The sequence below is a fragment of the Streptomyces albofaciens JCM 4342 genome (assembly GCF_008634025.1).
GTDB lineage: Bacteria > Actinomycetota > Actinomycetes > Streptomycetales > Streptomycetaceae > Streptomyces > Streptomyces albofaciens.
Genome location: NZ_PDCM01000001.1, coordinates 4,589,539 through 4,600,788 on the forward strand (window position 1 = coordinate 4,589,539; position 11,250 = coordinate 4,600,788).

Below are 11,250 nucleotides of genomic sequence, written 5' to 3' on the forward strand. Positions count from 1 at the left end.
GGTGCATTCCCTGGCGATGGCAGGCGGGCCGGAGGCCCGTCAGGGTGCCGTGGCGACGTCGCTGTCCGGGTAGCACGTGAAGACCTGGTCGAGCCCGACGTAACGCAGGATGCGCAGCGTGTTGGCGGGCACCGAGGCCAGGCCGACGTCCGCCTGCGCGGCGAGGGCGTGGTGGCGCGCCGCCAGCAGGGCGGTGATGCCGCTGGAGTCGCAGAACTCCATCGCCGCGAGATCGAGGACCAGCCGCTGGCCCGGCCGCAGGGTCAGGCCGGACACGACGGTGCGCAGCTCGTCGGCGTGGTCGTAATCGAGGTGGCCGACGACCTCCAGTACGGGACCGGTCGCGGCGTCTCGGGTGGTTATCTTCAGCGAACTCATCTCTGCACGGGGGTCGGAGGGACAGGGACGGAACGGGGTCAGGACCGTACGGCGGGGACCCCGAGGGCGAGCAGGGCGGTGTCGTCGTCCAGGCCGTCGCCGAAACCTTCCAGCAGGCCGGTCAGCGCCTGGATCACGGCCCGCGGCGGCGCCCCGGCGTGGTCGGCGGCGAACGTACGCAGGGCCTCCTCCCCGTACAGGGCGCGGTCGGGGCCGGTGCGGGCCTCGGTGAGGCCGTCGGTGTAGAGCAGGAGGCCGTCACCCGGGGCGAGGGTGGTGGCGGCGCTGACGAAGCGCGGCTCCGGCAGGATGCCGACGAGCAGCCCGCCGGGGGTGGGCAGGTAGTCGCAGGTGCCGTCGGCGCGCAGCACCAGTGCCGGAGGGTGGCCGCCGGAGGCGAGCCGCACGGTGACCTCCCCGCTGTCCTGGTCCGGCTCCAGCACCCCGAATATGGCCGTGCAGTACCGCGGGTCGCCGCCGCTGTAGCGCTCGTGGAGAACCGTGTTCAGGGTGGCGAGCGTGGCCTCCGGGTCCGGGTCGTGCAGGGCGGCGGCGCGCAGGGTGTAGCGGGTCAGCGAGGTGAGCGCGGCCGCCCGGGGACCCTTGCCGCTCACGTCCCCGAGGAAGAACGCCCAGCGCTTGCCGTCCAGGGCGAACAGGTCGTAGAAGTCGCCGCCGAGCCGGTCGGGGGAGGCGGTGTGGTAGTACGACGCCACCTCCAGCCCCGGTATGTCGGGCAGCACGGTGGGCAGCAGACTCTGCTGGAGGGCGGCCAGCGCCTCCTGGAGCCGTGCGCGGTCGGCCTCCGCCCGCCGGCGGGCCGCCTCCGCCTCCTGCCGGCGCCGCAGCAGCTCCTCCTCGTACGCGCGCCGGTCGCGGGCGTCGAAGAGGGTGGCGCGGATCAGCAGCGGCTCGCCCTCGGTGCCGTACTTGACGGTGGCCGAGACCAGCACCGGGATGCGCGTGCCGTCGGCGTGCCGCACCTCCAGCGCGATCCCGTTGATCTCGCCCTGCATGCGCAGCAGCGGCGCGAAGTGCGTCTCGTGGTAGAGCTTGCCGCCCACGGTGAGCAGATCGGCGAACCGCGTCCGCCCGACCACCGCCTCCCGCTCCAGCCCGAGCCAGTCCAGGAGCGTGGCGTTGACCTTCGCGATGGTGCCGTCCATCAGCGTGGACACATAGCCGCAGGGCGCCGAGTCGTAGAGTTCCTCGGCACTGTCCTCCAGCAGGGCGGCGAACGCGGCGGTCGTGGCGCCGTCGCCGCCCGCGCCGTGCGGCTCGGGGCTGTCCCGTCCGGTGCGGCTCATCACCGCAGCCCCGTCAGGAAGCCGGTGATCGCCCGGTTGGTGGCCTCGGGCGCGGACAGGTGCGGGCAGTGGCCGGTGGCGTCCAGGGTGACCAGCCGCGATCCGGGGATCCGCGCGTGGACGTACGCGCCGACCTCGCGCGGGGCGATCACGTCCTGTGCGCACTCCAGCACCAGCGTCGGCACGGTCACCGACTTCAGGTCGTCGCGGGAGTCGGACAGGAAGGTGGTGCGGGCGAAGACGCGGGCCATGTCGGGGTCGGTGGCGCAGAAGCTGTTGGTCAGCTCCTCGCCCAGCTCGGGCCGCTCCGGATTGCCCATGATCACCGGCGCCATGGCGGCCGACCAGCCCAGGTAGTTGGCGTCCAGCGAGGCCAGCAGCTCGTCGATGTCCGCCGCCGTGAACCCGCCGCGGTACCCCTCGTCGTCGAGGTAGCGCGGGGACGGGGCGACCATGACCAGGGCGCCGAAGCGCTCCGGCGCCCGCCGGGCGGCGAGCACGCCGGTCATGGCGCTGACCGAGTGCCCGACGAACGTCGCGTCGCGCAGGTCGAGGGCCTCGGCGATCTCCACCACGTCCTGCGCGTAGCCGTCGAGGCGGGCGTAGCGCTCCTCCCGGAACGCCGACAGGTCGGAGCGGCCGCAGCCGACGTAGTCGAACAGCACCACCCGGTGGACATCGGCCAGGGCGGGCACCGTCAGACGCCACATGTTCTGGTCGCAGCCGAAACCGTGGGCCAGCACCACGGCCGGTCCGTCCGGGTTCCCCGTGACGGTGACGTTGTTCCTGCGCAGGATGTCCATGCGGCCCATCCTCGCATTCACCGTGATCGCCCCGACAGGCCCCCACCGGGGCGGGGCGGCGGGCCGTCGGCGACGCGTCGGCGCCGTGTCGGCGGCCGCTGCGACCTTGCCGTACGGGAGGGCCCGACGCCGCGGCGGCCGGGCGCCCCGCCGCCGTCCGGCGGCCCCACGACACGACCGAGGAGCCCGTCACCGTGCCTTACGGAACCCAGCACCCGCATCGGCCATCGCATGCGAGCCGGCCCCCGCTCGGGGCCTGGGACGTGCACCGGCTGCCGTCCGCCGAAGACCGGTCCTTCCTGGTCACCGGCGGCAACGCGGGCATCGGATACTTCGTCGCGGAACAGCTCGCCGGTACGGGAGCCACCGTCGTGCTGGGCAGCCGCGACCGTACGAGGGCCGAGGCCGCGGCGGCGAGCATCCGCGCCCGCGTCCCGGACGCCTGCGTGCGGCACGTGCCGCTGGACCTGGCGGACCTGGCGTCCCTCCCGGCCACCGTGGACGCGCTCGCGCTGGACCGTCTCGACGCGGTGGTGCACAACGCCGGGGTGGCGCTCGACGATCCGCCGCGCCGCGAGACCGCGGACGGCCATGAGCTGATGTTCGGGACCAACCACCTCGGGCACTTCGCGCTGACCCGGTGGCTCGCGCCGCTGCTCACGGCCGCGCCGGCCGCCCGCGTGGTCACCGTCGGCAGCATCGCGGCGAAATCCGAGCGACTGGATCTGAACGATCTCCAGTCCCGCGGTGACGACTACCGCCCGAAGCGGGCCTACGGACGCTCGACGCTGGCACAGATGTCCTTCGGTTTCGCCCTCGACCGCCGTCTGCGCGCGCTGGGCAGCACGGTCCGCAGTCTGGTGGCCCACCCCGGCGGCGCCCTGGACTCCCTCACGCCGTCGCGCCCGCCGGTGCACGTACGGACCTCCGGCGAGCGGCTGCGCGGACTGCCCGCCGGACTGCTCGTCCAGGGCAAGGACGCCGGCGCGTGGCCGGTCGTGCGGGCCGTCCTCGACCCGCGGGCGACGGGCGGGCAGCTGTGGGGGCCGCGGGTGTTCGGGCTGCGCGGCCTGCCGCGGGCCGAGCCGGTGGGGGAGCGGATGGCCGATGCCGCCCTCGCGGCGCGCCTGTGGGAGGCCGGCTGCGCGCTGACCGGTGTGGAGGCGGATCTGGGCTTCCGGTGAACGGCGTTGCCGGGCAGGGGAGTCCGGCGTCGGCTTCCGGGGTGGGATTCCGGAGGCGGGCTTTTCGGTCCATTGATCGCCGCCCGGGTGAACACCTGGCGACGTCCGGACCACCGTCCGGGTTGTGAGGGAAATCCCGCGATGCCGCCAGTGACGTTTTTGGGCATTCCGAGGGCATCCCGTGCCGCTGGTCACCGGGGATGACCGCCTGCGTACGACCGTGGCGCGCGGACCGGAAACAGCGCTTCCGCCCTGGTCAGCAGCCATTTTCACGGTCACCCGTGACGTGGGGGAAGGGAGGCGGGAGGTGGACCGGAAACGGGTGGTCCGCCGGTTGCCCTCCGGGGCATCTTTGACGGGCGAGCCGGGCGTTACCGGCTCGCCCGACCTGGGACCCCCGAGGGAGATCCTTCATGGCAGTCAGAAGAATGTCCGCGATGCTCCTCGCCGCCGGTACCTTCGCCGCGGCGTCCGTCTTCGGGTTCACCGGCGCGGCCTCGGCCGACACCGGTACCGCCACCCCCTTCGCCGCACAGGCACGGCAGGCCGGCCTGACCGGCACCCAGTCCGCACAGCTCCAGGCGCAGGTTGACGACTACGTCGCCGACCTGGGCGGCAAGCAGGTCTCCGCCAACAAGATCCTGGTGCCGGGCGGCAGCATGCTGGTCCGGGCACCCGGCCAGAAGTACGCGCACGACCTGGCCGCCGGACCGGCCAAGGGCGACATCAAACCCGCCTGTAACTACGGGCACCTGTGCGGCTGGGCCGACAACGGCAACAGCTTCGACTACTACTACTGCGGCTACTACCAGCTGCCCAACCTCGTCGGCAACGGCACCTGGGTCAACAACCAGACCTCGGGCACCGTGGCCCGCTTCTACAACAAGGACGGCAGCGAGCGCTGGAACACCGGCCCGGCCTACGGCTCCGGCACCGCCAACTGGACCCCGGTCTGGTACGCCCGCCCCTGCTGACGACCGCGATCACCACCGGCCATCGGCCCCGAGGCTGAGCGGCCGGCTCCCCACGTCCGGCCGAGCCCCTGACGTAGCGGAAAGGCACCGCGCACCGCAGCCATGACCCGTACGACCAGCGCTTTCCAGGACCACCGCACGTCCGGGGCCACCGTACGAACCGGAAACACCGCAGTTCCAGGAACCAGCGCACGCCCGCACCACGAGGGCCGCCCGCCCGCGGGCGGCCCTCATTCGCTCGGTCCTCGCTCGCGGGGCCGGTCCCGTGGTGTCGTTCGCGAGATCAGGGAGGCCGCCGCACCCCCGTCGCGGCGGCCCGGTCCCGGCTCAGCGCAACCGGGTCGCGGCGTACGCCTCGATGGCGGCCCGCTGGTAGGCGGCCAGGCCCGGCGCGATCGACTCGTACGCCGCGCGCCAGTGCGCGTTCTCCACGCAGCAACGCCCGATCGCGCGGTACTCCTCGGCGGTGGCCGCTCGGCTCCGGGCCAGCGTCCGGTACTGGGCGCCGATCCCGGCCTGCACCGCGTCGGCGTCGGCGGGCAGCCCGGCGGCCAGCTGCTCCGCCAGCCGGATCAGCTGCGCCGTGCGCTCGCGCTCGTCGGCCTCGGCCTCGGCCCTGCTCAACGCCGCGGTATGCCGCTCGACGGCCCCGACCAGCTCCGGGAAACCGTGCAGGACCTTCATGCACTGGGCAGACCGGATGCCCTCGAACAGATTCTCCGGCCGGCTGATGCCGATCATGTCCGTGCCGCCCTTCCTGGACCGCTCCAGTCCGGTGATCGTGCGGGCGACGGTCCCGGCCAGGGCGTCCAGCCGGTCGCGCTCGGCGAGCAGCCGACGGTGGTGGCCCCGCAGGGCCGCCAGCTCGTCGACCTGCGCGGCCAGGATCCGGCCGATCTCCGGCAGCCCCAGGCCCAGCGCCCGCAGCACGAGAACCTGTTGCAGCCGCAGCAGTTGGCGCTCCTCGTAGTAGCGGTGGCCGTTGGCCCCGACCCGGGCCGGCGGCAGCAGGCCGATGTCGTCGTAGTGCCGTAATGTCCGGGCCGTCACCCCCGACATCCGGGCGACCTCCGCGATCGGCCAGGCCATCGCCGCCTCCCTCACCCGTGCCGCACCGGGCCGGAATCTCCGGCCCTGCTCAGGACGGTAGAGGCTTCCGCTGCGGCAGCTTCAAGCCCGGCTCCATCCTTCTTACGCGCGCATCGAGCGACGCGGGACCGTTTCCGCCGCACCAGAGGCTCACCCGTGCGGCGGAGGCGACCCGGACCAGAGGCTGACGCGCCGTCCACCGGCCAGCGACGACGATCGAGGGGCCCACCCACACGCGTGCCCGCACCGGACATAGCAGGCAGCCGGACAGCCGCAGGCGCGCGGTGCGGTGGGCGCACCGGATGCGCGACAAGGATCGGACGAAACGGAGTACCGCCGTGCAGATCCAGCCCATACGTGCCGCCGTTCTTCTCACCGCAACCGCCATGGCCGCAGTGCCCACGGCCGCAGTGCCCACGGCCGCCGCACCGGCCGGCCGCACCGCTGCCGCCCCCACGGACACCCTGGTGTCCTCTCTGAAAGGCTGGGCCCGCGGGGACTACCCCGTCGCCGCGGACGACGTACAACTCACCGTCGACGCCCACCGTGCCGAGCCGGCGGACGGCTCCAGACGGCCCGCCACGTCCTGGGGCACCTTCCGCCTCTACCACAAGGTGGCACGGCCGGGCCGGCCGCCCCTGGTCCTGTGGGCCGACTTCAAGGTCGACTGCCTGACCACCGGCGGCCCCACCGCGACCGTGACCGGCACTCTCGAACGCACCAGCCCCCACCACGCCTGGCAGCACGAAATGGCCCCGCACTCCCGGATGGGGGCGAGCTTCTACGTGGCCCCCAAGGGCGCGGGTCCCAGCCGGGTCGGCCTCATCGGCCCGACGGCCAAGGGCAGGCCGAAGGTGACCCCCTGCGCAGCCCCGGCCGCCGACACCAAGGTGATCGCAGGCGGTTACACGCTCAAGGACCGGGTCCGGCAGAAAGGGAATTGATCTCGGTAGTACCGCCTGGTCACGGCAGGTCGAGTCCGCTTGGCCGGCGCCGTGCCGGGGGAGGAAGGCCACCCGGCGGCCGGCCACGGTGCCCACCGACACGGGGTCGGAGGGGTCGCCGCGGAGAGTGCGCGCAAGGGCGGGATCCTTCCGTACGTGGCCGAGACGCTCGTCACCTCACACACGCGTCCGGACGGCGGCGACAACAGATCAACTACGCTGTGACGACGCCGAATCACTGCGTACCGACTCCGCGGCGGGCGTCCCGCGACGCCTTCCGCGCGGCAGCAACCGCACCACCGTTTTCCTTCGGAGGCACCGCATGACGAAGCAGTTCGACCCCGATTTCGGGCTCACCGCGCAGGACTACAGCCGTCACCGTGCCGGGTTCCCGCCCGAGTTGGTCGAACGGCTCGTCACCGCCGGACTTGAGCTGCCCGGCAAGGACGTGCTCGACATCGGCACCGGGACCGGCAGCCTGGCCAGGCTGTTCGCGCGGGCGGGCGCCACCGTGACCGGCCTCGACCCGGCCGCGGCGCTGCTGGAGCAGGCGAAGGAACTGGACCGCGCGGCGGGTGTCGAGGTCGACTACCGGGTGGCGACGGCGGAGGACACAGGACTGCCGGAGGCGTCGTTCGACGTGGTGTCGGCCGGGCAGTGCTGGCACTGGTTCGACGCCCCCAAGGCGGCGGCCGAGGTGAGCCGGCTGCTGCGTCCCGGCGGGCACGTCGTCATCGCCCACTTCGACTGGCTGCCCCTGCCCGGCAACCTGGTCGAGGCCACCGAGTCGCTGATCACCGCCTACAACCCGAGGTGGACGATGGGCGGCGGCACGGGCCTGTACCCGCGGTGGCTGACCGACCTGGCGACCGCCGGGTTCACCGGCATCGAGACGTTCTCCTTCGACCTGGCCGTGCCGTACACCCCGCAGGACTGGGTGGGCCGCATCCGGGCCAGCGCCGGGGTGGGGGCGAGCCTGCCGCCGGAGGACATCGCCCGCTTCACCGAGGACCTCCACCGCGTCCTGCGCGAGCAGTTCCCCGGCGAGGTGCTGGCGGTCCCGCACCGCACTTGGGCGGTGACGGCAACGGCGCCCCGCCACTAGGGTCCGGCCGGCGGCATACCGCGGAGGGACTTCGGCTTGGCGTCGCCCCATGGCCGGTCCCCACCTCCGCCCGCCTCGGGTGGACGCACGACCTTCTCGACCCCGGGTGGATGAACGGCGAACCGTTCATCCACCCGGTGCACGCTCTGCCGGGCGGGAACGTAAATGCGTCGACACCGCCCCTCGGTGCCCGGCAAAGTGGCCGCCCATGACGAGCAGTGAGCTGTGGAGCCGTGCGACCGCCGAGCGCTACGACGCCGAAGAGACCGAGATGTCCTCGGCCGCCGTTCTCCAACCGACTCTCGCCTTCCTGTCCGGGCTCGCCGGAGACGGCCGGGCGCTGGAGTTCGCCATCGGGACCGGACGCGTGGGCGTCCCGCTCCGGGAGCGCGGCGTGCCGGTGGTGGGCATCGAACTGTCCGAGCACATGGCGGCGGTGCTCCGGCGCAAGATCGACGAGGACGCGCTCCCGGTGGTCATCGGGGACATGGCCACCACCGTCGTTCCCGGCGGGTTCACCCTGGTCTATCTCGTCTACAACACCATCTCGAACCTGCTCACGCAGGACGAGCAGGTCGAGTGCTTCCGCAACGCCGCACGCCATCTGCTGCCCGGCGGCCGGTTCGTCATCGAACTGGGCGTGCCGCCGCTGCGGTTCCTGCCGCCCGGCCAGGCCGCGGTGCCGTTCGACGTCTCCGAGCGGCACCTCGGCTTCGACACCTTCGACCTCGTCGAGCAGCTCCTCGTCTCGCACCACTTCACCCGCGACGGCGACGGCGACCGGTACCGTCGCGACGCCTCCCGGCACCGCTACGCCTGGCCGGCGGAGCTCGACCTGATGGCGCGGATCGCCGGGCTGGAGCTCGAACGCCGCGTCGCGGACTGGGACGGGACGCCGTTCACCCAGGACTCCGCGAAGCACATCTCCGTATGGCGCAAGCCGGCCTGAGGCCGGCCCGTCAGGGGAGCGGGGCGCCCCGTGCGGCGATCCACAGCTCGTACCACTCCTCGTGGGTGAGTTCCGGCTCGCGGCGCACCGCGTCCGCGCAGGCACCGATGCGCTCGGGGCGGGTGGTGCCCACGACGGGGGTGATGCCTGCCGGGTGGCGCCGGAGCCACCACAGGAGAACGGTTTCGGGTGTGGTGTCCTTGCGCCGGGCGAGGGCGGTGACGAGGTGGCCCGCCGGTGTGTCCGCGTGGGTGAGGCGGCCCCGGGCGAGTGAGCCCCAGGACTGCAGTCGGATGCCGTTGGCCGCGCAGTGCTCCAGCGTGCCCGGGACGAAGCCGTTCCGGGCGGCGGCCGGTGTGTTGACGAGGACGCCCGACTCCACCCAGTCGCGCCGGTCCAGGCTCATTTCGAGCTGGTTGACGACCAGGGGGACGTCCAGGTGGGCTTGGAGGGCGGCGATCTGCGGGCCGTTCATGTTGGACACGCCGAACTGGCGGACCAGCCCCTGGGCGTGGAGGGAGGCCAGCGCCCCGGCGATGTCCTGCGGGTCGGCGAGGGGGTCGGGGCGGTGCAGGAGGAGGACGTCCAGGACGTCGGTGCGCAGCCGGGCGAGGCTCTCCTCGACCCGCCGCAGGATGCTTACTCCCCGCAGGTCGTAGTGGCCGGGCCGGTCGCCTTCGGGCAGCCGGATGCCGCACTTGGTCTGCAGGACGACGCGCTCCCGCAGCCCGGGCGTACGGGCGAGCACCTCGCCGAAGACGGCCTCCGACTTGCCGTGCCGGTAGATGTCGGCGTGGTCGAACGCCGTGATGCCGGCGGCCAGGGCCGCCTCGATCGCGGTCTCGGCGTGCTGGATGTCCTGGGGTGTGTACGGCCGGGTGTCCCAGCCGCCGCCGAGTCCCATGCAGCCGTAGGCCAGCTTGTGTCTGCGGATGTCGGTCTGTGCTGCCATGCGGTCTCCGGGGTGGGGGTGAGGAGTGTGGGCGCGAGGGGCTGGGTGCCGGGCGGGGTACGCCGGTCAGGTCCCGAGGGTTTGGGCGAGCATCTCGGCGACGGCCAGCACCGGCAACTGCGTGTTGGCGGCGGGCACGGTCGGCAGGATCGAGGCGTCGGCCACCCGCAGTCCCGCCACACCGTGGACTGCGCCCTGCCCGTCGACCACGGCCTGCGGGTCGTCCGCCGGCCCCATGGCGCAGGTCCCCACGGGATGCCAGTAGGTGCCCACCCGGCCGCGGAGTTCGTCGTCGGGCAGCGTGTGGGCCGGCGCTCCGTCCCCTGGAACCGCCAGGGACTTCAGGGCTGAGGCCAGCTCCCGCACCTTCTCCAGTCCCGACCGGACGACCGCGAGGTCACGGCCGCCGGGGTCGGTCAGGAAGGCGGGGGTGATCTCGGGAGGCGCCTCCGGGTCGGCCGAGCGGAGCCGGACCTGCCCGCGCGAGGCCGGTTTCATCAGGAAGGCGGAGACACCGGCCTCGTACTGTCCGGGCGGCAGCGCGCCGACCAGCGGCGGGCCGGCCGTGGGCAGGAGATGCAGGTCCCAGGCCCCGTCCGGACAGTACTCGCTGGCAGCCCGGATCAGCATCCGGCTGACGTACAGCCGCCCCTCCGCTTCCTTCGCCGCCAGCGCCGCGTTCAGTTCCCGCGTGGGGGACAGCGGGACGAAGACGCCGGGCTGGTCGGACAGGTTGCCGCCGACACCCGGCAGGTCCGCCGCGCACCGGATGCCGTGCTCCGCCAGGTGCGCGGCCGGTCCGACGCCGCTGCGCAGCAACACGGTGGGGGAGCCGAAGGTGCCGCACGTCAGCACGTACGTATCGGCCGTCAGCGTCACGGGACGGCCGTCCAGGACGGCGCGCGCGCCGCGCACCCGGCCCGCCCGTACGTCGAGCCGGTCCACCAGGACATCACTGAGGATCGTCAGGTTCGGCCGGGACCGGACCGCCGGGTCCAGGTAGGCGAAGGCGGCGTTGAAGCGCAGGCCGTCGACGGCGTTGAGCAGCGGACGGCCGTAGCCGGGCCGGCCGGGGGCCGCCATGTCCACTTCCTCGTGGCCGAGGTCCCGGGCCGCCAGGAGGGCGGACGAGGCCCACAGGGAGAGTTCGCGGTCCGGGACGGTCCGCAGCGCCATGCGCTCCACGGCCCGGAGCCGGTACGGTTCCAGCGCCGTGGCCGACCACCGGTCGCCGCCCGCCCGTGTCCACTCGGCGTGGTCGGCGTGCGAACCCCAGGTGTTCCAGGCGCCCTTGATGCACGAGGAGCCGCCCAGGATCCGGGCCCGGACGCGGTGGAAGGCGCCGTGCCGCTCCCATACGTCGTCGCGTGGCAGGGCACGGGCGTTCAGTACCTTCTGCGGCCAGCTCTCCTGCCGCGGTCCGTGATCGGGTCCCGCTTCCACCAGGCACACGGAACGGTCGGGGTTCTCGGAGAGGCGGGCCGCCAGCACGCAGCCGGCCACTCCGCCGCCGAGGACGACGGTGTCGAAGCCGGGCAGGGCGGGTGGGTTCGTCATGGGCGTTC

The 11,250-nt window shown here is 73.3% G+C and carries 11 protein-coding genes; 5 read left to right on the forward strand and 6 right to left on the reverse strand.

Annotated elements, in window-relative coordinates; genetic code table 11:
- Nucleotides 1-39 precede the first annotated feature (39 nt).
- Genes CP973_RS20210 through CP973_RS20220 form a run of 3 tightly spaced genes read right to left on the reverse strand, consistent with a single transcriptional unit; the run spans nt 40 to nt 2,488 of the window.
- Nucleotides 40-378: an STAS domain-containing protein gene (locus tag CP973_RS20210; protein ID WP_150242686.1), complete on the reverse strand. Its 339-nt coding sequence runs from the start codon at nt 376-378 to the stop codon at nt 40-42.
- A 38-nt stretch (nt 379-416) separates the two neighbouring features.
- A complete protein-coding gene (locus tag CP973_RS20215; RefSeq protein WP_150242688.1) occupies nt 417-1,685 on the reverse strand; it encodes a SpoIIE family protein phosphatase in 1,269 nt (422 codons plus the stop codon).
- The gene (locus tag CP973_RS20220) at nt 1,685-2,488 is read right to left on the reverse strand and encodes an alpha/beta fold hydrolase (RefSeq protein ID WP_150242690.1); all 804 of its coding nucleotides are present in this window, start codon (nt 2,486-2,488) and stop codon (nt 1,685-1,687) included. Before CP973_RS20220 ends, CP973_RS20215 begins: the two co-directional genes overlap by 1 nt.
- Before the next feature lie 194 nt (nt 2,489-2,682).
- On the opposite strand from CP973_RS20220, the gene CP973_RS20225 reads away from it, so the two are divergent.
- Both CP973_RS20225 and CP973_RS20230 read left to right on the forward strand, forming a co-directional pair.
- Nucleotides 2,683-3,672 (forward strand): SDR family NAD(P)-dependent oxidoreductase, encoded by a 990-nt coding sequence (locus CP973_RS20225; protein ID WP_150242692.1) that lies wholly within the window; start codon nt 2,683-2,685, stop codon nt 3,670-3,672.
- A 413-nt stretch (nt 3,673-4,085) separates the two neighbouring features.
- A complete protein-coding gene (locus CP973_RS20230; protein ID WP_167538391.1) occupies nt 4,086-4,646 on the forward strand; it encodes a hypothetical protein in 561 nt (186 codons plus the stop codon).
- 327 nt (nt 4,647-4,973) lie between these two features.
- On the opposite strand, the gene CP973_RS20235 is transcribed toward CP973_RS20230, so the two are convergent.
- Nucleotides 4,974-5,735: a MerR family transcriptional regulator gene (locus CP973_RS20235; protein ID WP_150242694.1), complete on the reverse strand. Its 762-nt coding sequence runs from the start codon at nt 5,733-5,735 to the stop codon at nt 4,974-4,976.
- A 467-nt stretch (nt 5,736-6,202) separates the two neighbouring features.
- On the opposite strand from CP973_RS20235, the gene CP973_RS20240 reads away from it, so the two are divergent.
- The 3 genes from CP973_RS20240 to CP973_RS20250 all read left to right on the forward strand — a co-directional run bounded on the left by CP973_RS20240 (nt 6,203) and on the right by CP973_RS20250 (nt 8,733).
- A complete protein-coding gene (locus CP973_RS20240) occupies nt 6,203-6,679 on the forward strand; it encodes a hypothetical protein (RefSeq protein WP_167538392.1) in 477 nt (158 codons plus the stop codon).
- A 322-nt stretch (nt 6,680-7,001) separates the two neighbouring features.
- Nucleotides 7,002-7,784 (forward strand): class I SAM-dependent methyltransferase, encoded by a 783-nt coding sequence (locus CP973_RS20245; protein WP_150242698.1) that lies wholly within the window; start codon nt 7,002-7,004, stop codon nt 7,782-7,784.
- Between the two features lie 208 nt (nt 7,785-7,992).
- Nucleotides 7,993-8,733 carry a class I SAM-dependent DNA methyltransferase gene (locus CP973_RS20250; RefSeq protein ID WP_150242700.1) on the forward strand — a complete coding sequence of 247 codons (741 nt, stop codon included), beginning with the start codon at nt 7,993-7,995 and terminating at the stop codon, nt 8,731-8,733.
- Between the two features lie 10 nt (nt 8,734-8,743).
- On the opposite strand, the gene CP973_RS20255 is transcribed toward CP973_RS20250, so the two are convergent.
- The gene (locus tag CP973_RS20255; protein ID WP_244409620.1) at nt 8,744-9,685 is read right to left on the reverse strand and encodes an aldo/keto reductase; all 942 of its coding nucleotides are present in this window, start codon (nt 9,683-9,685) and stop codon (nt 8,744-8,746) included.
- A gap of 66 nt (nt 9,686-9,751) precedes the next feature.
- Nucleotides 9,752-11,242, reverse strand: coding sequence for a GMC family oxidoreductase (locus CP973_RS20260; RefSeq protein ID WP_150242702.1), 1,491 nt, complete (start codon nt 11,240-11,242; stop codon nt 9,752-9,754).
- Between the last annotated feature and the right edge of the window lie 8 nt (nt 11,243-11,250).

Bases quoted from the DNA above. Each gene is read 5' to 3' on its own strand.
- CP973_RS20260 (WP_150242702.1), bottom strand. From the start codon at position 11,242: ATGACGAACCCACCCGCCCTGCCCGGCTTCGACACCGTCGTCCTCGGC.
- CP973_RS20220 (WP_150242690.1), bottom strand. From the start codon at position 2,488: ATGGACATCCTGCGCAGGAACAACGTCACCGTCACGGGGAACCCGGAC.
- CP973_RS20245 (WP_150242698.1), top strand. From the start codon at position 7,002: ATGACGAAGCAGTTCGACCCCGATTTCGGGCTCACCGCGCAGGACTAC.
- CP973_RS20210 (WP_150242686.1), bottom strand. From the start codon at position 378: ATGAGTTCGCTGAAGATAACCACCCGAGACGCCGCGACCGGTCCCGTA.
- CP973_RS20215 (WP_150242688.1), bottom strand. From the start codon at position 1,685: ATGAGCCGCACCGGACGGGACAGCCCCGAGCCGCACGGCGCGGGCGGC.
- CP973_RS20250 (WP_150242700.1), top strand. From the start codon at position 7,993: ATGACGAGCAGTGAGCTGTGGAGCCGTGCGACCGCCGAGCGCTACGAC.
- CP973_RS20255 (WP_244409620.1), bottom strand. From the start codon at position 9,685: ATGGCAGCACAGACCGACATCCGCAGACACAAGCTGGCCTACGGCTGC.
- CP973_RS20230 (WP_167538391.1), top strand. From the start codon at position 4,086: ATGGCAGTCAGAAGAATGTCCGCGATGCTCCTCGCCGCCGGTACCTTC.
- CP973_RS20235 (WP_150242694.1), bottom strand. From the start codon at position 5,735: ATGGCCTGGCCGATCGCGGAGGTCGCCCGGATGTCGGGGGTGACGGCC.